Raw genomic sequence first — 25,715 nt, 5'->3', positions numbered from 1 at the left:
CGAAAAATCCGGGGTAGCGTCCCGAAAACCCCTGTGTGCCGGTCGGTGAGCCGAAGATCACGATGTACTCGCGGGGGCTGAAGTACAGGAACCGCACCTTGCCGAGCACTCCGCCGGCTTTGCTGCCGACCCAGCGTCCCGGCGTCGTGTCGATAAGGTCGGGATAGGCCTCGGCCAGCAGTTCGATTGTGCGGGTGATGAGTTCGCCGCTGTCGACGGGCACCCCCACCGCGCGGACGGCGACTTCGTGCAGCACATCGGGGTCGATCCGGTAGGTCATCGGCCGAACTCCAGAGGTAGCCGGGTGGGCCCGCTCATTCCGAGCAGGGGGCGCCAGGGGGCAGGTCCGGACACGCGGGCGTCCGGCATTCTGCACGCGAGGATCTTCAGTGCCTCCGAGAGTTCCCGGCGGGCGAGGTTCGCTCCGAGACAGTAGTGGGCCCCACCTCCGAAGGTCAGGATGGGCGGGGGATCGTCGCGGGTGATGTCGAAGCGGTCCGGCTCGTCGTAGATCACCGGGTCCCGGTTGGCGGCAAAGGTGTTCACGACGAGGAAGGTCCCCGCGGGAATGGTGTACTCACCGATGGCCACATCTTCGGTGGCGGTGCGGACGGTGCTGCACATCGACGGCGAGTGGCGCATGGTCTCCTCGACGGCACGCATGGCGAGTTCGGGACGGTCACGCAACAGTGCGAACTGGTCGTGATGGTCGCACAGCACCTGCATCGAGGCGGCCAGTTGCGTCCTGGTGGTGTCGGTTCCGGCGATCAGGATGCTGAATGCCAGCATGCGGACCTCTCCGGCGTCGAGTCGGTCGCCGCCGTCTTCGGCGCGGATCAGTTCGGACAGCAGGTCGGTCGTCAGATGTGTGCGTCTGCGGGCTATCATGTCGTCGATGTAGGCGTCGAATTCGTCCCACGCCCGCAGCACCGTCGGCTCCTCGGCGGCGAGGTCGATGTCGAAGCTGACGATCTTGAAGATGTCCTGAGCCCATGTCGAGAACAGTTCCCAGTCCTCCCGGGGAGCGCCGAACAGCGCGCAGATCACCGGGATCGGGTACGGCCGGGCGACCTGGTCGACGAATTCACAAGCGCCGGAATCACTCACCGCGTCGATCAGATCGGTGATCACCTCGGAGATGGTCTGGTCCATCTTCGCTGTGGCGCGGGGGGTGAACGCCCGGGACACCAGGCTGCGCAACCGGCGGTGTTCGTCGCCTTCCATGCACAGGATGCTGCGGGTGACCCGGTCCCACAGCTCTCCCGAGGTGATGCCGTGCGCGGCGAGGTGGATCCCCGGCGGGATCCCGAATCTGGGGTCGCCCAGTACCGTTCGGGCCAACGGGTAGGACAGCACCTCGGGCCCGATCGGCCCCAGCGCGATCGGCGCGACCTGCTGTGCGGCGCAGAACTGCGGACGGATCTGCTGCGGGGTGTCGGTGATGTCGTAGTCCAGCGTCGGCAGTCCGGCGTCGAACACGCTCGGCGGCGCCGCGCTCACCGCAGGATCCTCAGCGGCAGTCCGGTCAAGGTGCACGTCGCCGACGGCCAGGTGATCTCGGGGACGTACCCCGGCTCGAGATCGAAATCCGGTATCCGCGAAAGCCATTCGGACACGACGAGCTTGAGTTCCATCCTGGCCAGATGGGATCCCAGGCATCGGTGCGGCCCGCCGCCGAAACCCCAGTGCTTGTGCAGTTTTCCGTCGAGCACGAGGTCGTCGCCCGAGTGCTCGTCGGTGCCGTCGCGGTTGATCGCACCCAGACACAGCCGGACTTCCGAGCCGGCCGGCAACGTGACGCCCGCGACGGTGACGGGCCGGGTCGTGACACGTCCGACGATCGGTGCCGCCGGTTCCAGCCGGATCATCTCCTCGACGAAGACCGCGATCCCCTCGGGGTCTTCGCGCAGGGCGCCGCGCAGCTCGGGCCGGCGGGCGAGTTCGAGCATCGTCGCGCCGATGGCCGACGTGACGGTGTCCAGGCCCGCCAGGACGAACACCAGCGACAGGCCGACAGCCTCGTTGTCGGTGAGCGGATCGTCGCCGTGCAGCAGGTGTGACAGGACGCCCTCGCGCGGATCATCCCGCTGCGCCGCAACGGCTTCGCTCAGGTAGGTGTACAGCTCGACGGCCGGCTTCAGGTCCACGCTGGACGGATCGGTGGTCAGGCTGAACGCGATGATCGCGTCCTTCCACGCGATCAGGCGTTCGCGGTCCTGCAGCGGCAGCCCGAACAACGTGAGGAACACCTGCGACGGGTACGGGGTCGCCAGCTCGGCCATCACCTCGCACCGGTCCCGCCGCGCGATCTCCTCGACGATGTCGGCCACCTGGGCCTGCAGGGACGGCAGCAGCGCAGCGAGGGTCTGGGGGCTGAAGAACGGATGCAGGATGTGGCGGTACCTGGTGTGTTCGGGCGGGTCGAAGCCCAACGGAACCAGCGGCACCGGGCTGATCATGTCGTCGTAGGCGATGCGCGACGAGAAGACCTCCGGATTGCGCAGTGCGGCAAGGACATCCTCGCGGCGGGTCAGGTAGAACCAGCCGTCGCCATAGAGCACGGGCCCGAGGTCGCGCAGCGTGGCCCAGCCGTGGCCGCGGTCGCGGGACATCGGCAGGTCGCCGTAGAGGACCTGCGGCAGACCGAGGGGGGCGGCGGTGGCGGTCACGGCACGTTGGTCGCGAGCAGGGTCAGGGGCAGACCGAGGACCGACAGGTCCACCTCGTTGAGATAGGTTCCGTCACCGGAGAAGCTCTGCCGGAACCGGATGGTCGCGCCATGGCGATCGGCGACGGCCTCGGCGGGTGCGGCTTCGGGCACCCGCACCACCACGGTGTAGACGCCGTCGCCGTGTCGCTCCAGGAAGTCCCGGACCGAGACCGCCACGGCCGCCGTCGAGTCGGGGATCGGGCTGATCAACTCGACGCCGCGATCCCAGTCGAGGGCGACGCGGACCCCGAGCTCGGCGAGTTCGGCGTTGTTGAAGCCGAATCCGAGTTCGGTGAACATCCGCGCGGTGGTCTCCCAGCGCTGGGGTGCGACCGCGAACACGACGTGGTGCAACCCGGGTCCGCCGGTCACGGTCGCACCAGCCCACGCGGCCGTACCAACCCGAGATCCAGATGGGTGCGCCAGCCCGGTGGCCCGTCGCACACGTCGGGGATCGCGTTCACGGCCCCCATCGCGGTCCAGGTGTATCCCGGGTGGGCCATGGTGCCGTCGGGTTGGCGGACCCCTTTGAGGGTGAGCTCGGTGGGTGTATCACCGTCGATGACGATCTCATAGCGCGTCTCGCCCCAATCCCAGGCCGGGTCGAGCATGTCGGGACCGGCGGTGACATAGATGGCGTGGAAGACGATCAGCGGTTTGCCGTCGACCCACGCCGTCCACTCGTGCCGTTGCGCGGCGACCGTGCCCTTCGGGATCGCGCCGTCGCGGTGCGGAATGTCGGCGACGGCGGTGGCGACGTCGATGTCGGCGGCGGACACGTCGTCGATGGTGACCCCGAGCCCGTCGGCGATCATGTACATCGACTGGGCGAAGAACGGCAGCCCGAGGCCCAGAATGGTCGGTTCCGCCAGGAATGCGGTCTTGTCCTTGCCGAATCCCATCCAGTCGATGTGGTCGATCGGCGCGTCCTTGAGCACGTCGACGACCTCGTAGAGGTTGATGGTGTCGATCCTGCTCATCACCCGGGCCAGCGTGAGCGGCAGGAGGTCGCCGGCATAGCCGGGATGGATGCCGCCACCGTGGAAGGAGGTCGCGCCGTCGGCGCACGCGGCGCGGATCTGCTCACCGGCCTCTCGGAAGTCCTTGCTGGGGTGGAAGAATCCGGCGGTCGTCACCACGTTCTTTCCCGATCGCAGCAGCCGGCACACGGTGTCGACGTCCATGATGATCGGGGTGTAGAAGACGCAGTCGGCGTCCAGGGCGACGACGGCATCGACGTCGTCGGTGGCCGCGACACCGATGGGCGCGATCCCGGCGATCTCGCCGGCGTCCCTGCCGACTTTGTCCTTGCTGTGGACGAGCACCCCGACGAGGTCGAAGACGGGCGACGCGGCGAAATGCCGGATCCCGACCTGTCCGACATCGCCGGTCATCCACTGGATCACCCGGTAGGTCCTGTCCGGCATACATGTCACCCTTCAGCTGGTCTTCAGCACTCCGCGGGGCTGCAGGAGCGGTAGATCGTTGTAGGTGGCGATACCCGCGGGGGCGGCGACGACGGCCGGAATCGCCGTGATCGCCGGCATCGCCGTGATGGTGAGCCCGAGCATGATGAAGTCATCGAGTGTCTCGGCGACGAAATCCGGTGGGGGCTCGAAACTCAGCGTGGTCTTGATCGTCGGCCTGCCCTCGACCGTGACCGTGTAGCCGAACGAGGTCGACCACTGCGGTGCCAGCGACTGGCCCTTGGTCCAGATCCCGCGGATGTCGATGACGTCGCGGCCGCCGGCCCGGCCGGTCCATCGGACGTCGATGCCCGCCACACATCCGGCGGCGATGGTCCAGTCGCCGGGCAGGGGTAGGTCCTGCGTCGTCTCGGCATACGTTGCCTGACAGTGGATGTCGTCGAGCTCGGTGCCGAGCGCGTCGGCGATGAGCTGGACAGCTTCCCGGAAGACGCCAGACCCCTTCTCGGTGATGCTCTGCAGGTCCGGGTGGTCGATGGGATAGCCGAAGCCCATCGGTATCTCGGTGGCGGGTGAGTTGTAGATGGTGGTGTCGAAGGACTCGACGACAGAGATCCTGTCGATGCGGTCGGACAGCCCGGCGGTCACGACGGCGAACAGCTGGATGAAGCCGGGGTTGATACCGCTGCCGAAGATCGTCGCGTCGCCGTGGGCGCAGGCGGCGGCGATGCGGTCGCGGTCGGCGCCGAGGTTGTGGCCGTTGATGAACTCCGAGGTCGTGACGACGTTGACCCCGGCGCCGAGGATGCGCACCAGCTCGTCGACATCGGCGAACATCGGGTTGTACACGACGCAGTCGGGTTTCAGAGCGAGGAGGGCGTCGACGTCGTCGGTGGCCATGACACCCAGCGGGTCGAGGCCGCACAGCTCACCGGCGTCGCGGCCGACCTTGTCGGGAGACCATGCGTAACACCCGACGAGGTCGAGGTCGGAGTTGGCGACCACAGCGTGCACGGACTTGCGCCCGACGTTGCCGGTCGTCCACTGCACCACCCTGTAGGTCATCGTGTCCTGGCCGCCGGAGTGAATGTGACGGGAACGGAACGGAATCCGCGTGTGACGGAGTTCCCGTGGAACTTCGCCTCCGCACCGGCGGTGAGCGTGAAGTCCGGCATCCGGGTCAGCACCCGCTCCAGGCCCACCTGGAACTCCAGGCGGGCGAGGTTGGAACCGAGGCAGCGGTGCACCCCCGCACCGAATCCGAGATGCCGGTTCTCCCGACGGTCGAGGATGCAGCGGGCCGCCTCGGGGAACTGCTCCTCGTCGCGGTTGGCGGAGGCGTAGTTGACGATCACCGACTCGCCGGGGGAGAAGGTGCAACCGCTCAGCTCCACCTCTTTGGCGACGGTGCGCGGGATGCCGTGGATGGAGCCGGCGAACCGGATGAACTCCTCGACCGCGCGGGCGAGCAGGTCGGGCTCGGCGATCAGACGGTCGCGCTCGGCCGGATGGGTGGCCAGGTAGTGGTATGCGAACGACATTGCGCTGGCGGTGGTCTCGAGGCCGGCCTGCACCAGCAGCATCGCGTTGGACACCACGTCGCCGAACGCGAGCTTCTCGCCGTCGATCTCGGCGGAGAGGAGCACGTCGATCATGTCGTCGCGGGGTGGCTCTGCGGTGCGGGCCGTCACGGCATCGTGCAGATGCTGATAGAGGCCGCCCCAGGCCCCCATCCGGGCTTCCTCGGTCGCGCCGTTGAGTGCGGTGTCGGTCAGTTCCACACACAGCGGTACGTCGTCGACGGGCATCCCGAGGAGATACTTGAAGAACACGATCCCCGGTTGCCGCCACGCCACCTCGGCGAGGTCACCGGACCCGCTCTCGATGAACACGTCGATGAGATCATCTGTCTCTGCGGCGATCTCATGCCGCAGCGCCTTCATGCGTGCCGGCGAGAAGTACGGGTTGAGCACCTTGCGGAACTTCTGCTGGCGCGGTGGATCGAGGGTGATGACCAGATCACCGGCGAGCTGCTCGGCGCCCTCCGGGGTCGGGCTGCTGGAGAAGTGCTCCCAATCCTGCAGGATCTGAACGCATTCGGCGTAGCGCACGGCAACCCAGGCCCCGGACGGGGTCGCGCTCAGGAACGGGTTGTCGGTGCGCGCGAACGGGGAGTTCCCGCGCATGACGGTGTACACGTCATAGAGGAAGTCCGGGTCGTTGAAATCGGCGTGCCTCAGATCCCAGTTCTCGGCATGCTGCTCGACCGTCGGGCTCACGGTGAACCCGCCTGGTCCTGCTGCGCGGCCTCCTGGGCCTGACGTGCCTCGCGTTCCTCATGCCGGCGAACCAGTTCGCGCCATCCGATGCGGTCGTACTTGGGCACCGGCTGGATTCCCCATTCATCCTGTGCGGTGTCCTTGCCCGCAGCCCCCTCGGGCGGGCCGAGAGCCGGGTAGGGCACCTGACATTCCAGCGTGTCGTCGGAGTACCGGACTTTGAGCAGCTCGCTGCAGATCTCGGTGAGGCTCAGCGTGGGATAGCCGTAGTACACCGCCATGAACGGCAGCGTGAACGCGCCTTCGATGACGAGTGCGACGAGGCAGACCAGCACGGCACGCTTGATCCACTTGTGCATGCGCGCGTAGTACGGCGTGGTGCCCGGGGGCAGGTCTTCGGTCTTCTCCTGGGTCGTTTCCGAGGCAGTCACAGTTGAACTCCTTAGTCCGAGAAGATCTCACGGTTGACCGTGTGCAGGTACGGGATCGCGAGAAACGGTGTGATGTAGAAGATGTCGTAGAGCCACCAGCCGATGACGGGGAACACGACCCCGGCGTAGCGCACGTCGGCGTACATGGTCATGTTGAACACGTACAGGCACCAGATGAGCACTCCCATCCAGCAGGTGATGATCATCCACTGATGCCCCCAGCGCTTCATCTGCAGGAACCCGATCGCAGCGGCGCAGCGCATCGCGAAGACGGTGAGGATCATGCCGAACACCATCGACTTCTCACCCGGTGCGGCCGCGCCGCCGATCCACGCCTCGTTGTAATGCCAGAAATAGCCCGCATCGAACATCGCGCCCCAGCCGACCATCAGCACTCGGTTGATCAGCGTGTGGTTGGCGACGAGGTCCAGCGCCCAGCCGAGGCTGTTGAGCATTCCGTCGATCAGCACCAGGTAGCCGATCAGCGTGACGATCATCGGCCGCACCGACAACCCGGCCTGCAACGCCTGGCGCTGCAGCCAGACGCCGCGCATGAAGATGGGTAGTCCGATCAGGCCGGGCGCCCACATTCCCATCAGCGCCGCACCGGCGATCATCCACTTGTCGGCGCGACGCTGGGCGGCCCTCGACTCGTCGTAGTGGGCCTCGAGATTGCCCGGACCGGGACGCACGCCGGTTGCGACGGCCGCGGTCTCCGACTTCCGTTTCAGCGTAGGGAAGTTCACAGCTCCCACCAACCGCGGGCGAACGACATGTAGAGCTGGATGCCGAACATCAGCGCCAGGTATCCGTACACGACGATCTGCAGGATGATGAGCGCCTTCTTGCGGTTCTTCTCTTTCTGATCGACCATGGCGTCGTTTCCTTCCTATCGGTTCGGGCTCGGGTTGCCGGCAGCGGCGAGGCCGGCCGCCGCGACCTCGCGCAGGCCTTCGGCGATGGCGCCGTCGCTGGAGAGCGGCGCGAGCACGCAGGCCTCGGCGGCCTCCAGTTCGGTGGCGCCGGCAGCGATCAGTTGCGCCGCGGTGACCAGCACGCGGGTCGACGGCGGCTCGAAGTGGAACGCCTCGTCGGCGGTACGGATCGCGGTGGCACACCGCACCAGTCGCTCGGCGGTGGCCGTCGCGACTCCGGTCTCGGCGACGATCACCTCGGCTTCCCGCTCGGGCGGCAGGTACCGCATGGGCAGGGTCACGAACCGTTGCCGGAACGAGGGTTTGAGCTCTTTGAGGGAGCTGCGGTAGGCCGGGTTGTAGGAGCAGACCAGCATGAAGGTCTCCGGGGCCGCCACCACCTCACCCGCGCGGTCGAGGTAGAGGGTGCGCCGGTGGTCGGTCAACGAGTGCAGGACCGCCAGGGAGTCGTGCCGTGCCTCCACCACTTCGTCGAGATAGCAGATCGCCCCGGTCTTGACCGCGCGGGTGAGCGGTCCGTCGGTCCACGTGACGTCACCCCCGGTGACCATGAACCTGCCGACGAGATCGGAGCTGGTGAGGTCGTCGTGGCAGCTGATGGTCACCACGGGGCGACCCAGCAGCAGACCCATGTGCTCGACGAGTCGGGTCTTACCGCACCCCGTCGGGCCGGTCAGCATCACGGGAAGCCGCTGCCGGTAGGCCTGCTCGAACAGTTGGACCTCTGTGCCGTTGGCGAGATAGGTGTCGGTCATGCTGCTACCAGCTCTCTGTGGACGTGGGCGAGGACCCGGGGCAGGTCCTCGACCCGGCGGATGCGTTGGGATCGCCGCGGCCCGAACACCTCGGGCAGCGGATCCACCCGGGCCGGTCCGATGCCGACGTAGTAGACGGAGACGCCGGCCTCGTTGGCCTCCTCGACGGCGTGGGCGGAATCGGCCCACGCGTACCGGCCCTCGTAGCCTTCGTCGGAGATCAGCCCGTCGCCGAGCACGATCAGCAGGCGCCGTTCCGACGGCTCGGCGAGCAGTCGGCTCGTCAGGTGCCGCAACGGTGCTCCCAGGCGGGTGTACCCACCGGTGGACAGGCCGAGGCTGCCGGGCGGCACGAACCGCCGATCACTGAAGTCCTTGAGGCAGTTCACCTCGACGCGGTGGCGGGTGTTGCCCGTGAAGGTGAAGATGCCGTGCCGTTCCCGGGCGCCGGTCATCGCCCGCGACAGCGCGTCGGCGCACGCCAGTTCGAGCTTGAAGACCGTGCCGCCGTGCACGCCCAGCGACGAACTCCCGTCCAGGAGAAGGGCGGTGGTCACATCACGGGTGATCACGGACAGTTCGCGGAAGATCCTCGGCTCGACCGCTTCCCCGGTGGACACGTCGATGTAGTGGCCGACGTACTGGTCCACGTCGATGTCGGAGCCGTCCTCCAGACGGTTCACCATGGCCCGGTGGGTGTTCTTCTCGAACCACCGACGAACGTCGACGGCGATCGGTCCGGGCTCGCCGGCGCCACCGCTGTGGGACCGCTCGAGAACCGCGACGTGATCGGGCATGAAGCTCTCGGTCCACATGTTCCACTCGGGATAGGGAATGCCCGGGCGGTGCTCGGGAGTGACGTCGAGGTCGCTCTCGTGCGGCCTGCTCGGCGGGGGAAGGTTCGGGTTGCGGACGCCTCCGTCACCGCCGGCCGGCACGGAGTGCGGTTGCGGAGAACGCTTTTCGTTCATCGTCCACGGCAGTCGTCCGAGGGTGCGTCGCAGCTTGTCGGCCATGCTCTGCGGTGCGGTGTGCGCCCGAGGCAGGGTGCCGAGCAGGGCGTCGACGTCCAGAGGGTGGCGGGTGCGGGCCAGCGCCACCGCGCGGTCGATCATCTGCTTGCCGTCCGTGTCGGCCGGCGCCGATTCCAGGTCCGGCAGAAGCCGGCGCATCTCGGGCAGCAGGCCCGGCCAGTTCTCGGCGACCCACCCCAGGGCGACGCCGCCTTCGACGAGGGCGAGTGCACTCAGTTCGCGACCGGTCAGCTCGTTGATCCGGTAGTCGGTGACACGTTCCTTCGACGGTGAACACTGCAGCGCGACACCGCATGTCAACGTCCTGCGGGTCCATTCCGGGTGGGTGATCGGATGGGGTACGTGCACGGTGTCGAGCATCGGGCTCAGTCCGAAGCCACGGTGACGGCCGCTGACGAGGTGAACGCCGGTGCGCCGCTGACCGCTCAGCGCCACCGCGGTCAGCGCGCAACTGCGCTCGATGGCCAGGGCGTGTGCTTCTGAGATCTCTGACATCGCAGGGTCTCAGAAGGTTCCGAGGTTGGAGAACATCCAGTACCAGAACCAGATGATCAGTCCCGTACCGCCCCACGCTCCTACGTAGCGCAGGATCTCCCAGATCCATCCGGCCATGTCAGTTCTCCTCGTCGATAGGGCGTGCAGTGGTGGTGGTCATCGGGATTCCAGGCCCCGCCGGGCGGTCGTGATCAGGTTGGCCAGCATGGCGTCGCGGGTGTCGCTGCTCGTCACGGTGGTCAGCACGCCGTAGACACCGAGCAGGAAGAACGCGGCGCTGAAGAACGCGTCGACCTCGGGGTGTACTTCGCCGTCCCCCCGCGCGCGCTCGATCTCGCGGACGAGGGAGACGATCACGGGGTGGTCGGACCAGTCGTCGTCGCTGGGCCGGGTCGGGGAGAAGTGAAGTGCGAGTAGTTCCCGGAACAGCACGGGGCCCAACCGCTGTTCCAGGCCGGCGATCAGGCCGACCACCTTCGTCAAGGCAGCTGTCAGATCGTGGCTGCGGCGTAGATAGCGGACGAATTCCGTTGCCATACGGGCTTCTTCACGTCTCTCCAGCTCCAGCAGCACATGCTCCTTGCTGGGGAAGTGGAAGAAGAACGTGCCGTGCGCGACGCCGGCCGCCGAGACGATCGCACCCACATCCGCGCCCGCCATGCCGGACGCCTGGAACTCGGCGATCGCGGCACCGAGGATCCGCTCGCGCGTCTGCAGCCTGCGCAACTCGCGGGCCGACTGTTTGATCTGGGGCGTCATCGTGGTGTCATCCCGGTCAGTCCACGAAGATCTCGCGGTTGACGGAGTGCAGATAGGGAATCGCGAGAAACGGTGTGATGTAGAAGATGTCGTAGAGCCACCAGCCGACCACGGGCAGCACGGTCCCGGCGTACCTGACGTCGGCGTACATCGTCATGTTGAACACGTACAGGCACCAGATGAGGATGCCCATCCAGCAGGTGATGATCATCCACTGATGGCCCCAGCGCTTCATCTGCAGGAAGCCGATGCCTGCGGCGATCCGCATGGTGAAGACGGTCAGGATCATCCCGACTTCCATGGCCTTCTCGCCGGGCCCGGCTGCGCCGCCGAGCCACAGCTCGTTGTAGTGCCAGAAGTAGCCGGCGTCGAACATCGCGCCCCAGCCGTTCAACAGGATCCGGGCCAGGATGGTGTGGCTGGCGACCAGGTCCAGCGCCCACCCCACGGTGTTGATGGCGGCGTCGATGATCACGAGGTAGCCGATGAGGGTGACCAGCATCGGGCGCACGGTCAGCCCGTCGCGCTGGGCTTTGCGCAGCAACCACACGCCACGCAGGAACAGCGGCAGTCCGAAGATGCCGAGGGCGGCGGTGCCGATCAGCAGGCCTCCGGAGATGAGCCATTTGTCGGCCTGGCGCTGGGCCCGCCGGGACTCCTCCATGTGCTCGTCGAGACCACTGGCCGACGTCCGGGGTGTGGTCGCCCCGTCGCGGCCACGCCTCGATCTCAGAGTCGGCAGTCCCATATTGCTGACTATAGTCAGTGCCGAGCCGCAGTCAACACCCATCTTCCGGGCGGGCCTGCTGTGTGGAATGGCGCAATAGATAGCATGTTTCGTCGTTCTACGTGCCCGTCCATCTGCTCGCCGCGCCGCTTGCACCTGTCGAAACGGCCCGCACTATTGACTTCGGTCAGGAGAAATCGTTAGATGGGCTGCACCTCGACGAGGAGGACCTCATGGCGTTGGAACAGTTCCAGCTCGACGGTCAGGTTGCCATTGTCACCGGCGCGGGCAAGGGCGTCGGGCAGGGCATCGCACGTGTGCTCGCGGAGGCCGGCGCAACCGTGATCGGCACGGCCAGAACGGAATCCGACATCGTCTCGACCATCGACGGTATCGAGGCAGCGGGAGGGCGCGGCGTCGCGGTGGTCGCCGACGCGATGAGCAGACCGGACGGGGAACGGGTCGTCGGCACCGCCATGGACCGGTTCGGCCGAATCGACATCCTGATCAACAACGTCGGTGGCTCCACCTACGCCCGGTTCCTCGACATCACCGACGAGGACTTCCGGCACACGTTCGACTGGTGCGTCACCTCGGCGTTCATCATGAGCCAGCTGGCGGCGCCGCACATGATCGATGCGGGACGCGGCTCGATCGTCAACATCTCCTCGGGCTCTGCCCGATTCGGCATCCGGGCGCTGACCGCGTACTGCGTGGCCAAGGGCGGACTCGAAGCGCTGACCCGTGCGATGGCCCAGGAACTGGCCCCGAAGATCCGCGTGAACGCGATCGCGCTGGGATCTTTCGCGACCGAAGGGTTACAAGGAAGCCTTGACTTGTTACCCGGGTCGCTGGAGAAGATGAAAGAGGCGACGCCGTTGCATCGCCTGGGCGACGTCGAGGACCTCGGGAGGTTGTGCGTGTATCTGTCCACGCGCGACTGCTATGCCACCAACGCGATCTTTCACGTGGACGGCGGCATCGACTCCAACAACTCGCCGCTGCCCATCCCCGACTACTGAGTGGAACGGTTTCCAGTGCGCAGAGTGGTGCAGTTCTCGACGGGCAACGTCGGCAGGCATTCGTTACGGGCCATCATCGGACGCCCCGATCTGGAGTTGGTGGGCGTGCACGCGTCCGGACCGGACAAGATCGGTCGTGATGCGGCGCAACTGTGCGGGTTGACCGAACCGACGGGGGTCCTCGCGACGGGCGACCTCGATGCGCTGCTCGCGCTGAAGCCCGACTGTGTGGTGTACACGGCGCTGGGGGAGACGCGGCCGATGGAGGCCATCGAGCAGATGTCGGCGATCCTGTCGGCCGGCATCAACGTCGTCGGTACGTCGATGGTGTGGCTGGTGACTCCACGGCAGGCCGACGACTGGCTGCGCGGTCCGCTGGAGCAGGCCTGCGCGGCGGGCGGTTCGTCGCTGTACGTCAACGGGATCGACCCGGGGTACTCCGGCGACACCGCGGTGCACGCCGCACTGAGCCTCGTGACCAGAGCCGAATCCGTCACCATCAAGGAGATCTTCGACTACGGCAACTACGACGACTACGACTACACCGGCGCCGCGATGGGTTTCGGCACCACCCCCGAGGACGATCTACCGCTGGCGTTCCAGCCCGGGGTGGTCACGTCGATGTTCGGCGGACTGGTGCGCAATCTGGCGGACCAGCTGGGCGTCGAACTCGATGACGTGTGTCAACGGTTCGAACCGTGGTACACGCCGCAGCGCATCGAATGCACGATGATGACCGTCGAGCCCGGACAGTTGGCCGGCGTGCGGTTCGCCGCCGAGGGAGTACGGGGCGGCACACCCGTCATCACCGTCGAGCACACCACCCGGCTGACCCCCGCGGCCGCCCCCGACTGGGAGTATCCGCCCGCGGAGATGGACGGCGTGCACATGGTGATCGTGGAGGGCGAGCCACGCATCGAGCTGATGACCCACCTGTCCCACCCCTCGCTGGACGTCACCGATGCCGGCTGCCTGTCCACCGCCGCCCGTGCGGTCAACGCGATCGACTGGGTCTGCGATGCGCCGGCCGGACTCATTGGGGCAGAGGACATTCCGCCTGCGGCGATGATCCGCGGCCTGATGTGGTGAGAGGCTCGCCGTGACCGTCTGGACGCGGTTGCGTGACGATTCCCGCGTTCTCGACCGGTGATGCTGGGCAGTCGCTTAGCATGGCTGCGGCGGTGGCTACGGGAGCGACCGTCTGAGCATCGAAAGCGCGGATCATGCCCCAGACCACACACCCGGGAATCTGCCGAATCTGTTCGGCCCACTGCGGCGTGCTCGCCACCGTCACCGACGGGCGCCTGACGAAGGTCGCGGGTGATCCGGACAACCCGATGTTCAAGGGCTACAACTGCATCAAGGGCCGGGCACTGCCGGAGATCCACAACAATCCCGACCGGCTTCTGCACAGCCGCAAGCGCCTGCCCGACGGTACCTACACCGCGATCGGCTCCGAACAGGCGATGGACGAGATCGCCGCCGCGTTGCAGGAGCTGATCGCACAGCACGGCCCGCGTTCGGTGGCGATGTATCTGGGCACCAACGGTCTGCCGTACCCCGCGTCGGCGTTGATGGGCAACGCGTTCATGCGCGGCATCGAGTCGCCGATGTTCTTCACGGCCAACACCATCGACCAACCCGGTAAACAGATCGCCCTGGCGGCCCACGGCCACTGGCTCGGCGGTGACGTCGACTTCCACGAGGCCGACAGCTGGATGCTGGTGGGCACCAACCCGCTGGTGTCGAAGGCCATCGGCATCCCGGGCCAGAATCCGTCCCAGAACCTGCGCGCGGCGATCGAGCGCGGTATGAAGCTGATCGTCATCGACCCTCGGCGCTCGCAGACCGCCGCCCGCGCAGCCGTCCATCTGCAGCCCCGGCCGGGCGAAGACGTCACGATCCTCGCCGGGATCATCCACATCATCATCGACCGGCAGTGGCACGATCCGGCATTCATCGACGAGAACGTGGCAGGGTTCGACGATCTGGCCCGTGCCGTCGCCGGCTTCACACCCGCCTACGTCGCGCAGCGCGCCGATGTGCCGGAGGACCAACTGCACGACGCGGCCGAGACTTTCGCGACCTACGGGACCAGGCGCGGGATGGTCAACGCCGGCACGGGCGCGAACTTCGCGCTGCACGGAAACCTGCTGGAGTACCTGTGCCTGTGCCTGACCACGATCTGCGGCCGCTGGCAGCGCGCCGGCGAGCGTGTGACGCGACCGAACACCCTGATGCCGGCGTTCACGGCGAAGGCCCAGCCTCACCCGCCCTACGAGGGCTGGGGCTACGGCGAGCGCCTCCGGGTGCGCGGGCTCACCGACACCGTGGCCGGGATGCCGACGGCCGCTCTGGCCGACGAGATCCTGCTCGAAGGCGACGGCCAGGTGAAGGCGCTCATCTGCATCGGGGGAAATCCGATGGCGGCCTGGCCGGATCAGCGCAAGACCAAACGGGCGCTGGAGAGCCTGGAGCTTCTCGTGACACTCGACACCGAGATGTCGCTGACGTCGCAACTCGCCGACTACGTCATCGCCCCGATGATGCAGATGGAGACACCGGCCATGACGATGGGCAGCGAGCTGATCAAGTACTACACCAGCGGCACCGGCATTCCCGCCGCGTACGGGCAGTACGTTCCGCGGATCGTCGAGCCGCCCGCAGGCTCGGACCTGATCGAGGAGTGGCGCTTCTTCCTGGGCCTGACCAAGCGCATGGGCCTCGAGTTGTGGTTCGTCAACTTCTTCGGCGGTGGCGGCGGCAGATTCATGGAGTCGCCGCCCGTGGTGCTGCCGATCAACGCCGAGACCGACCTCACCACCGAGGAACTGTTCGCCCAGATGTGTTCGACCTCGCGCATCCCGCTCGACGAGGTACGCAGCCATCCGCACGGCAAGATCTTCGACGTCGACGCCGTCGTCCAGGAACGGGATCCCGATTGCGCGGACCGCCTCGATGTCGGCAACACGCACATGCTGGACGAGCTGAACGCGGTACGGGCCGAGAACTATGCGCTGCGCCAGGATGTTTCGGAGTTTCCGTTCCGGCTCATCCCGCGCCGCCATCAGAACTTCATGAACTCCTCGGGCACCGCGCTACCCGCGCTCCATCGCGGCAAGCCGTTCAACCCGCTCTACATGCACCCAGAGGCGATGGCGGGGCTCGGCCTGCAATCCGGCGCCGCGGTGTCGGTGACCTCCGGCCACGACACGGTCGCCGCGGTGGTCGAGGCCGACCCCACGCTGCGCCGGGATGTCGTCGCGATGCACCACGCCTTCGGGGGTCTGCCCGAGGAGGATTCGGGTTTCCGCGAGCACGGGACGAACGTCGGCAGGCTCGTACCCACCGATACCGAGTACGACCCCGTGACCGGTCTGCCGAGGCAGGGTGACATCGCGGTCAGGGTCTGCGCTCACGGCGAGACGTCGACGGGGTAGACGTTCTGCGTACCCCGTAACCCCTTGAGGCTCACCGCACGTGGCTCACCGAAGCCGATACCGGCCGACCCGTCGAGCGACTCTCGCACGGCCTCGCTCACGAGTATCTGTCCGCCCTGGGCAAGATCGGCCACGCGTGACGCGACGACGACGGTCAGGCCGAACAGATCGTCCCCGCGCCGAACCGACGTACCGACGTGTGCCCCCATCCGCACCCGGATCCCGCCCCACCGGTCGGGGTCCCGCGCCAGTGCCCGCTGCACGTCGCAGCAACTCCGGATCGCGTCGGCGGGCTCGGCGAACGCGATCATGAAACCGTCGCCCTGGTTCTTCACCACGTGGCCCCGGTGATCGGCGACGCATCGCTGAATCAGGGTGTTGTGGCGCTCAAGGTTTTTGACCCAGGCACGGTCTCCCAGCGACGCGTTGAGTTCGGTGGAGCCCTCGATGTCGGAGAAGACGAGGACGACGGTCCCGTCGGCGGAGACGACCCGGGCCAGGTCGGGCCGTTCGATCCGGGCCCATCCCGCGAGATCCTCGATCGAACTGCGCACTGAACCGCCGATACCCTTGCGCACGATCGCATCCGCGGTGTGCACCGTGTTCATCACGGTCCTGACCGCCAGCGGCGCGACGCCGATCGGCGGGCGGCGCCGCCGCCCCGGGTCGTCGCCGTGCCGGCGCCCCACCGCGCGCCTGGCCTTCGACAGGGACCGCCGGGACACGATGAGCATCACGGTCAGCACGATCAGGCCCACCGTCTGCGCCGCGACGACGACCCACAGCGCGACGGTCACAGCCTCGCGCGCACGATCGTGTCGACCACGTCCTCGCGGGTCTGCGGGCGACCGAAATGGTAGCCCTGCGCCATCGCGAATCCCATGCCGCGCAGCACGGTTGCCTCATGCGCCGTCTCCACCCCCTCCACCACGATCGGCAGTCCGAGCGCGTGCCCGAGTCCCGCGACGGCCCGAAGGAACGGCGGGGCCGAAGACGACACCGAGGTGATCGAGGAGGTGAACGATCCGTCGAGCTTGAGCAGATCGGTGGGCAGTTTCTGCAGCCTGCTCAGCGACGAGTATCCGGTGCCGAAATCGTCGATGGCGACCCGGATTCCGTGGTTGCGGAGCTCGTGCAGCGCGTAGATCGACGAGGGCCGGTCCACGTCGATCACGCTCTCGGTCACTTCGAGGATGAGCTGTGCGGCGGGCCAGCCCGTCGCCGCCAGGGTGTCGACGACACGGTCGACGTAGCCCTTCTCGACCAACTCCAGACCGGAGACGTTGACGCTCAGCGAGAGTCGGAGATCGGTGACCTGGCGCTGGATCCACTGGGCGTCCAGACACGCGCGCCGCAGCACGTACTGGTCGAGGGCGGCGATCAGGTCGTTGTCCTCCGCGACGCGGATCACCTCGTTGGCCTGCAGATCGGAGCCGAACTCGGGTGACCAGCGCAGCAGGGCCTCGACTCCGATCACGGTATCGATCTCGCCCAGTCGGATGATCGGCTGGTAGCGCACGCCGACCGTCTCGGCGGCGAGCGCATCGCGGAGCTGCACAGCGATGGACGGCAGGTGCGAGGACTCCAACATCGTCTGGTTGCGCCCGATCGAACGGGCGCGCCGCAGCGCGACGTCGGCGCGCTCGAGCACCGGCGCCGCATCCTCCCCGGGATTCCACGCGCTGACGCCGGCGGAGAAATCCTGGGGGCTCGCCGTGCGGAGCCGTTGGGTGAGCGCCAGCGCCGCCTGCTCGGTGGTCGCGGGCAGCATCAGCACGAACTCGTCGTCGGCGCGGCGAGCCAGCACGTGCTCGGGTGCCAGCACGCCGAGCCACGGCCCCACCAGCTGGTGCATCAGCGCGTCGACGGCGCGATCGCCGAACTCGTCGTGGACGGCCGCGTAGTTGTCGAGGCAGATGACGACGACCGCGGGGCCGGTGCCCCCGGAGTGGGCACGGCCGATCTCGGCACTGATCAGACGCTCGAATCCGCGGCGGTTGGGCACCCCGGTCGCGGCGTCCAACTCGCCTCGCGACACGCTCTGGCCGAGCACGATGATCAGGATCCCGATCGCCGCCATGGTCGCCGAGGTGAACAGGCCCGCCCACCACGGCACCGCCGATGCGATGCCCAGCGCCGTCATGCAGCAGGCGATCGCCACCGTCAGGTACACCGCCGCGGTCGGCCAGGCCACGAAGAAGGCGGCACAGGACACGAACACATACAGCGTGGCGACCGCGACGGCGGCCACGCCCTCCGACACCGAGACCGCCAGCGTGATCTGCAGTGTGGCCACGATGACCACCCAGTGGAACTGCCACAGCGTCACCCGGGGCCCGCGCCGCAGCACGACGATGCCGGCGACCAGTGCCATGACGGCGTTGACGTAGTGCACGGCGGCGACGGTGGGGTCGTGCACTGCCAGAGGCGTGGTCAGGGCAACCGTGACGGCGCCGAAGACCAGGCAGATACCCGCGGTTCGGGCCCACAGGGTCGGGGTCGCGATTCCCGGCCACATCTCGGCCCGCTTGATCGCGGCCCAGCCGGCCCGCACCCACCCCACGGCGTCATCGTAGCCCGGGCAAAGCCGACGTCAGCGTGCTTGCCGCTATTTCAACCGCTCGCGCAGTTCGCGCTTGAGGACCTTGCCGTAGCTGTTCTTGGGCAACTCGTCGACGAACTCGTAGCGCTTCGGTCGCTTGAAACGGGCGATTCTCTCCAGCAGGTGTGCATCGAGTTCCGCGACCCCGACGTCGCCGACGACGAAGGCGACGACCACCTCACCCCAGTCCGTGTCGGGGGCGCCGACCACACCGACCTCGAGGACACCGGGGTGCTCCAGCAGCACCTCTTCCACTTCCCGGGGATAGATGTTGCTGCCTCCGCTGATGACGACATCCTTGGACCGGTCGCGCAGCGTCAGGAAACCGTGCGCGTCGAAGGACCCCATGTCCCCGGTGCGCAGCCATCCGTCCTTCAGCGTCGCCTGTGTCGCGCCGAGATTGTTCCAGTAGCCCGACATCACGACGTCACCCCGGCAGACGATTTCGCCGATCTCGTCGACGCCCGCCGGTTCACCGTCCTCACCCAGGACGGCGACGTCCACGCCCGAGCGGGCGTATCCGACAGAACCCAGCACCGCGTCCGGGGCCCAGCCGTCGGCGGTGACGTGATCACCGCGCCGCAGCCCGGTGATCGTCATCGGCGCCTCGCCCTGCCCGTAGAGCTGCACGAAGATCGGGCCGAACGCGGCCATCGCCTTCTTGAGGCTGTCGACGTACATCGGTCCGCCGCCGTAGACGACGGTGTCGAGGTGGGCAGGACGTGGCCGGCCGGTCTGGACGAGGCGCGCCACCATCGTCGGCGCCAGGAACGCGCTGCAGCGCGGGTGCTGCCCGCACAGGTCCAGGAACTCGTCGGGATCGAAGGCCCCCGACGCCGGGACCACCTGGCGGGCGCCGCGCGAAACATACGGTGGCACATAGAGACCCGAGCCGTGAGACATCGGCGCGCCGTGGATCAGGCTGGAGTTCTCGTCCGGGGAGTCGAAGTCGGCGAGGTGCGACACCGTCATCGCCATCAGGTTGCGGTGCGATAGCATCGCGCCCTTGGACCGGCCGGTGGTTCCGCTGGTGTAGAACAACCAGGCCAGCGACGCCGCTTCGGTGTATCGCGGGACACTCAACGGGTCTGCCGCGCAACGGCTCCGGTACTCCGCTGACCCGATCACCTCGACCGGCGCCGACGTCACCGGTGTCAACTGCGCGGCGATCTTCGGGGAGGCGAACACCCGCGCCGCGCCGGAGTCGTCGAGGATCTGTTCCATCTCCCGCGGATGCAGCTTGAAATTGAGCGGCATGAACACGCATTCGGCCGCCCAGATCGCGAACATCAGCTCGACGATCTCGGGGCGGTTCTCGCTGGCCACCGCGATGCGCGCACCGGGTCCCAGGTCGCGCAGCGACCCTGCCAGTCGCAACGCCCGCTCCCGCAGGGAAGCCCACGAGTGGATCTGCTGAACGCCGTGATACACCGCACCGCGCTCACCGTGGCGCGCCGCGGCCTGTTCCAGGAGTGCGAACAGGTTCACGAGGTGCCCTGACGCGCAACCCATTCCGAGTTCAGAGCGAAGTCGGACAGATACTTCGTCGAGCTCCACCCGCCGTCCACCACGATGGTCTGCCCGTTGATGAACTCGCCGCCGTCGGAGCACAGGAACGCGACCGTCGACGCGATGTCCTCGACGCGGCCGAGCCGCTGATGCGGCGTCATCTCGGTGTTGATCTTGCGGAACCGCTCGTCTTCGAGCCGGGTGGCCACCATCGGGGTCAGCGTCACCCCGGGCGCCACCGCGTTGCACCGGATCCCCTGCGCGCCGTACTGGCACGCGATGTGACTCGTCAGAGCGGTCAGTCCGCCCTTGGCCGCCGAGTACGCTCCGCCGCGCAGCCCACCGACCACCGCGAACGTCGACGTGACGTTGATGATCGCCGAGCCGGGTTGCATGTGCACGATCACGTCGCGCGCCAATCGGAACGGCGCGCGCAGCATGACACCGAGGAAGTGGTCCAGTGTCTCGTCGTCGGTCTCGTGCAACGGTTTCGGGCTACCGATCCCGGCGTTGTTGACCAGGAAGTCGATGCGGCCCCAGCGGTCCAGTGCCGCCGACACGATGCGCTGCGGTGCGTCGTCGTCGGTCAGGTCGACCGCCAGCGTCGCGATGCGGCCCGGTTCGGGGGCGGCCTTCTCCAACTCGGCGAGGCGGCCGGCGTCGCGACCGGTTCCCAGCACCACCATTCCCCGGTCCGCCAGGGCGGTGGCACAGCCGAAGCCGATCCCGCTGCTGGCACCGGTGACTATTGCAACCTGGGCTGTCTGCATGCTTCAGGACTCCTTGGTCAGCTCTGCCTTGAGGACGTGTTTGAGGACTTTGCCGGCATCGTTCTTCGGCAGCGCGCCGACGACGTGGATCTGCTCGGGCACCTTGAATCTCGCGACGCCGCGGTCGGTCAGGAAGTCCTTCAGCTCGGCGATGTCCGGCGGGGGATCCTCGGTCGTGACGAGCGCGGCACACGCGCGCTCCCCGGTACGGGGATCCGGGATGCCGACGACGGCGATCTCCGCGATCCGCGGATGGGTCACGAGAATGTCCTCGACCTCTTTCGGGGAGATGTTCTCGCCGTTGCGGATGATGATGTCCTTGGCTCTGCCGGTCACCGCCAGATGATTGTCCTCGGTGAACCGTCCGAGGTCACCGGTGCGGAAGTACCCTGCGTCGTCGAAGGATTCGCGGTCGTCCTCCGGGTGCAGGTAACCCGTGAACATCTGTGGTCCCCGGGCGCGGATCTCGCCGTCGACGATCCTGACCTCGGCGATCCCAGGTCGGCCGTCGGTGTCGGCGGCCCGGTCGATGTCGTCGAGGGCGCCGACCGTGGTCACCGGCACCTCGGTGGAACCGTAGACGCGACTCACCGCGGCCTTGTCGAAATACGCGGCGGCGCTGCGGATCAGCGTCGGCGGCACCGATGCGCCACCGCAGATGAACACCTTCAGGTCGGGCAGCCGGGTGCCGGCGCGTTGTGCGGCCGCCAGCAGTCCGACGAGGAACGGGGTGGCGCCCGCCATGTGGGTGACACGGTGCTCGAGCATCAGGCCGACCGCGGCGTCGGGATCCCAGCGCTGCATCAGCACGGCCTCGGTGCCGAGCAGCAGCGGGCACTCGAACGCGTAGATCGACCCGCCGATGTGCGCGATCGGGGACGGCACCAGGAACGTGTCTCCCCGGTCGATACGCCAGAACCGGCCCAGCTGCGCGATCAGCGCCGCCAGTGACTCATGGGTGTGCAGCACGCCTTTGGGACGGCCGGTGGTGCCCGAGGTGTACAGGATCATCCGGGTGTCGGTCGGCCTCGGTGCGGGCAGGACCCCGTCCGCGGGCTCGTCGAGCAGGTCGGCCAACGTCACCCGGCCCTCGCCGCGCACCACGACGACCTCCGGCGGTGACGGAAGTCCCGGAACCACCCGGTCGAGCATCGCGGCGTAGTCGTGACCGCCGAACGTCTCCGGCACGAAGATCATCCGGCTGTCGGCGTCGTCGAGGATGAACGACAGTTCGCGCTCGCGCAGCGACGGCAGAATCGGGTTGACCACCATTCCGGCCAGCGTGGCGCCCAGGTAGATGATCGCCGCCTCATGCCAGTTCGGCACGGTGAACGACACCACGCTGCCCGCCGGCATCCGGCGCGTCAGGGCGTGTGCGAGACCCGTGGCCGCACTGAGCAGTTCCGCGCACGTGAGGGCCACGGCGTCATCGCGGACCAGGACGCGGTCCGGGGTGTCGCGCGCGGCGTCGCGCAGCGCCTCGACAAGGGTGCCGGTCACGGAGCGTCCCGCACCCTGCGCATCGTCATCGCATGCCGGAACCGCGACGACGGGTGGGTGTTGACCGTCACCTGCGCGACCTCGCCGTCGGAGGTGGTGTAGCTGCGCTTCATCCGAAGGGCCGCGGTACCGGGCGAGATCTGCAGGCGCTCGGCGAGTTCGGAGCCCAGCACCACCGCCGAGATCTCCTGATGCACCTCGACGACGCTGACTCCGAAGAGATCCTCGATGAGCGGGAAGATCGGACCGGTGTGGCGCTGCAGGTGCCGGCCCACGGCGGCGAAGCTCCGGTTGATGAAGTACTCGGTGCGGCAGAACGGTGCGGTCTCGTCGTCGATGCGCCGATAGCCGCTCACCGCAAGCCATTCCGTCCCCACCGGCAGACCCGTCAAATCGGCGAGCTCGTCGTCGATGGTGACCATCGCGTTGGTCTCGATGGCGAACCGGGCCCCCTGGGCGAAGGCGAGCAGATCGTCGATCGCCACCACGTCCTGCGCGTAGGCATTGGTGGTCGGACGCGGGACCACCAGGGTTCCGGCCCGGGGGCGGGACGCGACGAGGTTGTCCTCGCGCAGTCTGCGCAGCGCCTCACGGATGGTGTAGCGGCTGACCGCGAACCGTTCGCACAGTTCGTGTTCGGTCGGCAATTGCGAGCCCACCGGGTACACGCCGTCGACGATCTCCTTGCGCAGCGTGCGGGCCACCTGCAGGTAGCGGTGATCGCCGGCGGTGGTGGTCATCCGCGCGAAACTGCCAGCACGCTGCCGTCCCCGTCGGCGGACACGAACAGCGTGCCGTCCGGGCCCGAGGTGATCCCGGCGAAGGGACCCTGGGGCCCCGAGAACGGCGGCATGCCCTTGAGCGGCTTCGGTTCGACGCCCGGCGGCGGCCCGACGGGCAGTCCCGTTGCGATCGTGCTGCGCGCCTTGGTGCCCAGATCGAATTCGACGAGCTCCTTGGCGCCGGCGTCCACGATGTAGAGCCGGTTGTCGCGCACATGGAGTCCCTGCGGGCGCTGGAGACCGTCGATGACGGTGTCCACCCCGCCCGAGCTCACCCGGACCACGCGGCCGGCGCCGGATTCACTCACCAGCGGTGCGCCGTCGGCGTCGATGGCGACCCCGACGGGTTGCCGCAGTCCGCTCGCCAGCGTCTCGACGCGGCCGTCGTCGAGACGCAGGACGCGGCCGGTGCCCAGTTCGGCGAAGACGATCGAACCGTCTCCCGCCACGTCGACGCCGTAGAGCTGATCGAAATCGGTGGCCAGGAAGTCGGTTTCACCTGCGCCGGGCCGATAGCGCGCGACCTGGCCGCCCGACGTGGTGACGACGAACTCGTCGCCGCCGACCGCGACGACGCCGCGCAGGAAGCCCGGGTAGCCGGGGGAGAAGAGCATTCCCACGGTCTCCAGAGCGCCGTCGGGACCCACCCGGTAGAAGTACGTGCCGTCGGCCACGTACAGCCGACCGTCGGACACCGTCAGGTCCAGCGGCCAGTTCAAGCCGCCGGGTAGCAGCGCCGAGGTCTGCCCGTCGCGGCCGATCTCGGTGATCTCGCCGGTGAAGTTCGACGCGAACAGTCGGTCCCCGACGAACGTCAGATTGTCCAGGCCCGGGTTCAGTTGCGCCAGGACGGTTTTCTCACCGGTCCGGGGATCGATGCGCAGAACCTGCCCGGAGGCCACCTGCGTGGACACGATGAACCCGTCGGTGTCGAACTTCACCGCGTCGGGGACACCGAGGTCGGCGGCGACGCGCTGCGGCTCGCCGCCGGAGGGGTCGATGCGCCAGATCTCGTTGGCGGTCATCAGCGGGTAGTAGAGGAGTCCGTCGGGACCGACCTCCATCGCGTTCGGCGAGGGCAGGTTCTCCAGCAGGATCCGCGGCTCGCCCCCGTCGAGCGGAAGTTCCATCAGCCGGCCGCCGTCACGGCACTCTCCGACGAACAGGCGCCCCCGGTCGACGGTGATGCCGTTCGCGCACGGCAGGTCGTCACGCAGTACCCGGGTGCGGCCCGACGGTTCGCGGGCGCTGACCCGGCCGTCCATCACCTCGGTCGCAAAGAGAGTGCCGTCATCGGCGAACGCGACGTCGTCGGGGGCGATGATGTCGCCCCCTTTCGCGCTGACCGTCTCCAGCGCGCCCGTAGCGGGGTCCAGGGCGCTGATCTGGCTGCCCGTCACCTGGGCGATGTAGATGCGTCCGTCGGGGCCTGTGCGCAGGCCGTTGGCGCCGAAGAGGGGGCTGGGTGCCGTGACCGACCGGAGAGTCCAGCCCTCGGCGGCGGTCGGGTTCTGCGCGGCGTACCGGGCGTTCATGGACTCGGACGTTAGCAAGGGCGGCTAGTCCAGACAATAGCGGCCGAATTACGCGCCAACCGGTCTTGACGCTGAGATAACCGCTGCGGAATAGTGTTCTGCAATATGCAGAGCCACATTATTTGTCCGGATAAGTGAGATGACGACCGGGGTCTCGATCAACCTGGACGGCCGCATCGTCGTCGTCTCCGGAGCCGGCGGCGGGGGCATCGGCACCACCGTCACCCGCCTCGCCGCTGACGCGGGCGCCACCGTGGTGGCGGTCAGCCGATCCCAGGACAACCTCGACGAACACGTCGTTCCACTGGCCGGGGAAGGACGCGACGTCGTGGCCGTCGCCGCCGACGCGTCCACCGACGACGGCATCGCGACCGTGCTCGACACCGTGCGCCGCACCCCCGGGCGCCTCTACGGTCTGGTGAACATCGCCGGCGGCGCCGCCCCGGCGACGTGGATGCCGTCCACCCGCGTCACCCGCGACGACTGGCGCGCACTGTTCCAGGCGAACCTGGAGACGGCGTTCTTCATGAGCCAGGCGATCAGCGGCGAGATCCGGTCCAACGGAAACCCCGGCGCCATCGTGTCGGTCTCCTCGATCAGCGGGATGAACACCGCTCCGTTCCACATCGCCTACGGCACAGCCAAAGCCGCCATCGTCGCGATGACCCGCACGATGGCCGTCGAGCTCGCGCTCGACGGAATCCGCGTCAACGCCGTCGCCCCCGGTGTCACCGAGACCGCGGCATCGCGCATGTACGTCGACGACGATCCCGAGCGTGACCGCACGGCGATCGCGATGGGGCGGCGGGGCACCCCGGAGGAGCAGGCGGGCGCCGTCCTGTTCCTGCTGAGCGATCTGTCGGGGTACGTCACCGGACAGACGCTGCTCGTCGACGGCGGGCTGAACCTGAAGTGGAGCCATCTCGGCGCCGACAACACGTCGCTGTTCCTCAAGGACGAGTCCTTCCGAGAAGTGATCAGTCGGCATTGATGGCCGGCGCTG

Annotated in this window: 24 protein-coding genes and 1 pseudogene; 4 read left to right on the top strand and 21 right to left on the bottom strand. The window is 67.8% G+C overall.

Annotation, left to right across the window (positions count from 1 at the left end; all coding sequences use genetic code 11):
* Positions 1-13 precede the first annotated feature (13 nt).
* From DYE23_RS23120 to DYE23_RS23060, 14 genes and pseudogenes are all read right to left on the bottom strand, one after another.
* Positions 14-280: pseudogene (locus DYE23_RS23120) on the bottom strand (isomerase); the annotation flags it as partial.
* Entirely contained in the window at positions 277-1,500 is a 1,224-nt protein-coding gene (locus DYE23_RS23115) for a cytochrome P450 (protein ID WP_011892654.1), read from the bottom strand. The gene DYE23_RS23115 and the pseudogene DYE23_RS23120, both read right to left, overlap by 4 nt.
* Positions 1,497-2,612, bottom strand: coding sequence for a cytochrome P450 (locus DYE23_RS23110; protein ID WP_172527946.1), 1,116 nt, complete (start codon positions 2,610-2,612; stop codon positions 1,497-1,499). Before DYE23_RS23110 ends, DYE23_RS23115 begins: the two co-directional genes overlap by 4 nt.
* 53 nt (positions 2,613-2,665) lie before the next feature.
* Positions 2,666-3,082: a hypothetical protein gene (locus DYE23_RS23105; protein ID WP_011892656.1), complete on the bottom strand. Its 417-nt coding sequence runs from the start codon at positions 3,080-3,082 to the stop codon at positions 2,666-2,668.
* On the bottom strand, positions 3,079-4,137 hold the full coding sequence (locus DYE23_RS23100; protein ID WP_011892657.1) for an NAD(P)H-dependent amine dehydrogenase family protein: 1,059 nt from the start codon (positions 4,135-4,137) through the stop codon (positions 3,079-3,081). Before DYE23_RS23100 ends, DYE23_RS23105 begins: the two co-directional genes overlap by 4 nt.
* A gap of 12 nt (positions 4,138-4,149) precedes the next feature.
* Positions 4,150-5,202, bottom strand: a complete 1,053-nt coding sequence (locus DYE23_RS23095) for an NAD(P)H-dependent amine dehydrogenase family protein (RefSeq protein ID WP_013470879.1) — start codon at positions 5,200-5,202, stop codon at positions 4,150-4,152.
* Positions 5,199-6,416 (bottom strand): cytochrome P450, encoded by a 1,218-nt coding sequence (locus DYE23_RS23090; RefSeq protein WP_115328282.1) that lies wholly within the window; start codon positions 6,414-6,416, stop codon positions 5,199-5,201. Before DYE23_RS23090 ends, DYE23_RS23095 begins: the two co-directional genes overlap by 4 nt.
* Positions 6,413-6,847 (bottom strand): hypothetical protein, encoded by a 435-nt coding sequence (locus tag DYE23_RS23085; RefSeq protein ID WP_011892660.1) that lies wholly within the window; start codon positions 6,845-6,847, stop codon positions 6,413-6,415. The genes DYE23_RS23090 and DYE23_RS23085 overlap by 4 nt, the downstream gene beginning before the upstream one ends.
* An 11-nt stretch (positions 6,848-6,858) precedes the next feature.
* On the bottom strand, positions 6,859-7,593 hold the full coding sequence (locus DYE23_RS23080) for a hypothetical protein (protein WP_011892661.1): 735 nt from the start codon (positions 7,591-7,593) through the stop codon (positions 6,859-6,861).
* Positions 7,590-7,721: a hypothetical protein gene (locus DYE23_RS31785; RefSeq protein WP_011892662.1), complete on the bottom strand. Its 132-nt coding sequence runs from the start codon at positions 7,719-7,721 to the stop codon at positions 7,590-7,592. Before DYE23_RS31785 ends, DYE23_RS23080 begins: the two co-directional genes overlap by 4 nt.
* 15 nt (positions 7,722-7,736) lie before the next feature.
* Positions 7,737-8,537, bottom strand: coding sequence for a CbbQ/NirQ/NorQ/GpvN family protein (locus DYE23_RS23075; protein WP_013470881.1), 801 nt, complete (start codon positions 8,535-8,537; stop codon positions 7,737-7,739).
* The gene (locus DYE23_RS23070; protein WP_011892664.1) at positions 8,534-10,066 is read right to left on the bottom strand and encodes a nitric oxide reductase activation protein NorD; all 1,533 of its coding nucleotides are present in this window, start codon (positions 10,064-10,066) and stop codon (positions 8,534-8,536) included. Before DYE23_RS23070 ends, DYE23_RS23075 begins: the two co-directional genes overlap by 4 nt.
* Before the next feature lie 156 nt (positions 10,067-10,222).
* Complete coding sequence (locus DYE23_RS23065) at positions 10,223-10,825, bottom strand: TetR family transcriptional regulator (protein WP_011892665.1); 603 nt, start codon at positions 10,823-10,825, stop codon at positions 10,223-10,225.
* A gap of 16 nt (positions 10,826-10,841) precedes the next feature.
* The gene (locus DYE23_RS23060) at positions 10,842-11,573 is read right to left on the bottom strand and encodes a hypothetical protein (protein ID WP_049777230.1); all 732 of its coding nucleotides are present in this window, start codon (positions 11,571-11,573) and stop codon (positions 10,842-10,844) included.
* 212 nt (positions 11,574-11,785) lie between these two features.
* On the opposite strand from DYE23_RS23060, the gene DYE23_RS23055 reads away from it, so the two are divergent.
* From DYE23_RS23055 to DYE23_RS23045, 3 genes are all read left to right on the top strand, one after another.
* The gene (locus tag DYE23_RS23055; protein WP_011892667.1) at positions 11,786-12,574 is read left to right on the top strand and encodes an SDR family NAD(P)-dependent oxidoreductase; all 789 of its coding nucleotides are present in this window, start codon (positions 11,786-11,788) and stop codon (positions 12,572-12,574) included.
* Positions 12,575-12,589: 15 nt separating this feature from the next.
* Positions 12,590-13,663 (top strand): NAD(P)H-dependent amine dehydrogenase family protein, encoded by a 1,074-nt coding sequence (locus DYE23_RS23050; RefSeq protein ID WP_115329084.1) that lies wholly within the window; start codon positions 12,590-12,592, stop codon positions 13,661-13,663.
* 134 nt (positions 13,664-13,797) lie between these two features.
* Complete coding sequence (locus tag DYE23_RS23045) at positions 13,798-16,014, top strand: molybdopterin-containing oxidoreductase family protein (protein ID WP_115328281.1); 2,217 nt, start codon at positions 13,798-13,800, stop codon at positions 16,012-16,014.
* On the opposite strand, the gene DYE23_RS23040 is transcribed toward DYE23_RS23045, so the two are convergent.
* From DYE23_RS23040 to DYE23_RS23010, 7 genes are read right to left on the bottom strand one after another with little or no spacing between them, the layout of a single operon-like run.
* The gene (locus DYE23_RS23040) at positions 15,990-16,811 is read right to left on the bottom strand and encodes an adenylate/guanylate cyclase domain-containing protein (RefSeq protein ID WP_235660481.1); all 822 of its coding nucleotides are present in this window, start codon (positions 16,809-16,811) and stop codon (positions 15,990-15,992) included. The two genes, DYE23_RS23045 and DYE23_RS23040, sit on opposite strands and share 25 nt — an antisense overlap.
* Complete coding sequence (locus tag DYE23_RS23035) at positions 16,808-18,577, bottom strand: bifunctional diguanylate cyclase/phosphodiesterase (protein ID WP_099961956.1); 1,770 nt, start codon at positions 18,575-18,577, stop codon at positions 16,808-16,810. The genes DYE23_RS23040 and DYE23_RS23035 overlap by 4 nt, the downstream gene beginning before the upstream one ends.
* 45 nt (positions 18,578-18,622) lie before the next feature.
* The gene (locus DYE23_RS23030) at positions 18,623-20,104 is read right to left on the bottom strand and encodes an AMP-binding protein (RefSeq protein WP_115328280.1); all 1,482 of its coding nucleotides are present in this window, start codon (positions 20,102-20,104) and stop codon (positions 18,623-18,625) included.
* The gene (locus DYE23_RS23025) at positions 20,101-20,895 is read right to left on the bottom strand and encodes an SDR family NAD(P)-dependent oxidoreductase (protein ID WP_011892674.1); all 795 of its coding nucleotides are present in this window, start codon (positions 20,893-20,895) and stop codon (positions 20,101-20,103) included. Before DYE23_RS23025 ends, DYE23_RS23030 begins: the two co-directional genes overlap by 4 nt.
* 3 nt (positions 20,896-20,898) lie before the next feature.
* Positions 20,899-22,395, bottom strand: coding sequence for an AMP-binding protein (locus tag DYE23_RS23020; protein WP_115328279.1), 1,497 nt, complete (start codon positions 22,393-22,395; stop codon positions 20,899-20,901).
* Positions 22,392-23,135, bottom strand: coding sequence for a GntR family transcriptional regulator (locus DYE23_RS23015; protein WP_011892676.1), 744 nt, complete (start codon positions 23,133-23,135; stop codon positions 22,392-22,394). The genes DYE23_RS23020 and DYE23_RS23015 overlap by 4 nt, the downstream gene beginning before the upstream one ends.
* On the bottom strand, positions 23,132-24,712 hold the full coding sequence (locus tag DYE23_RS23010; protein ID WP_115328278.1) for an SMP-30/gluconolactonase/LRE family protein: 1,581 nt from the start codon (positions 24,710-24,712) through the stop codon (positions 23,132-23,134). The genes DYE23_RS23015 and DYE23_RS23010 overlap by 4 nt, the downstream gene beginning before the upstream one ends.
* 139 nt (positions 24,713-24,851) lie before the next feature.
* On the opposite strand from DYE23_RS23010, the gene DYE23_RS23005 reads away from it, so the two are divergent.
* The gene (locus DYE23_RS23005) at positions 24,852-25,703 is read left to right on the top strand and encodes an SDR family NAD(P)-dependent oxidoreductase (RefSeq protein ID WP_115328277.1); all 852 of its coding nucleotides are present in this window, start codon (positions 24,852-24,854) and stop codon (positions 25,701-25,703) included.
* The last annotated feature ends 12 nt before the right edge of the window (positions 25,704-25,715 follow it).

The sequence above is a fragment of the Mycolicibacterium gilvum genome, from assembly GCF_900454025.1.
Taxonomy (GTDB): Bacteria; Actinomycetota; Actinomycetes; order Mycobacteriales; family Mycobacteriaceae; genus Mycobacterium; species Mycobacterium gilvum.
This window is presented reverse-complemented; position numbering and strand designations above follow the sequence as displayed.

Coding starts and splice junctions, on each gene's coding strand:
- DYE23_RS23100 (WP_011892657.1), bottom strand. CDS start 4,137: ATGCCGGACAGGACCTACCGGGTGATCCAGTGGATGACCGGCGATGTC.
- DYE23_RS23045 (WP_115328281.1), top strand. CDS start 13,798: ATGCCCCAGACCACACACCCGGGAATCTGCCGAATCTGTTCGGCCCAC.
- DYE23_RS23005 (WP_115328277.1), top strand. CDS start 24,852: ATGACGACCGGGGTCTCGATCAACCTGGACGGCCGCATCGTCGTCGTC.
- DYE23_RS23055 (WP_011892667.1), top strand. CDS start 11,786: ATGGCGTTGGAACAGTTCCAGCTCGACGGTCAGGTTGCCATTGTCACC.
- DYE23_RS23095 (WP_013470879.1), bottom strand. CDS start 5,202: ATGACCTACAGGGTGGTGCAGTGGACGACCGGCAACGTCGGGCGCAAG.
- DYE23_RS23010 (WP_115328278.1), bottom strand. CDS start 24,712: ATGAACGCCCGGTACGCCGCGCAGAACCCGACCGCCGCCGAGGGCTGG.
- DYE23_RS23015 (WP_011892676.1), bottom strand. CDS start 23,135: ATGACCACCACCGCCGGCGATCACCGCTACCTGCAGGTGGCCCGCACG.
- DYE23_RS23070 (WP_011892664.1), bottom strand. CDS start 10,066: ATGTCAGAGATCTCAGAAGCACACGCCCTGGCCATCGAGCGCAGTTGC.
- DYE23_RS23060 (WP_049777230.1), bottom strand. CDS start 11,573: ATGGGACTGCCGACTCTGAGATCGAGGCGTGGCCGCGACGGGGCGACC.
- DYE23_RS23075 (WP_013470881.1), bottom strand. CDS start 8,537: ATGACCGACACCTATCTCGCCAACGGCACAGAGGTCCAACTGTTCGAG.
- DYE23_RS23025 (WP_011892674.1), bottom strand. CDS start 20,895: ATGCAGACAGCCCAGGTTGCAATAGTCACCGGTGCCAGCAGCGGGATC.
- DYE23_RS23065 (WP_011892665.1), bottom strand. CDS start 10,825: ATGACGCCCCAGATCAAACAGTCGGCCCGCGAGTTGCGCAGGCTGCAG.
- DYE23_RS23110 (WP_172527946.1), bottom strand. CDS start 2,612: ATGTCCCGCGACCGCGGCCACGGCTGGGCCACGCTGCGCGACCTCGGG.
- DYE23_RS31785 (WP_011892662.1), bottom strand. CDS start 7,721: ATGGTCGATCAGAAAGAGAAGAACCGCAAGAAGGCGCTCATCATCCTG.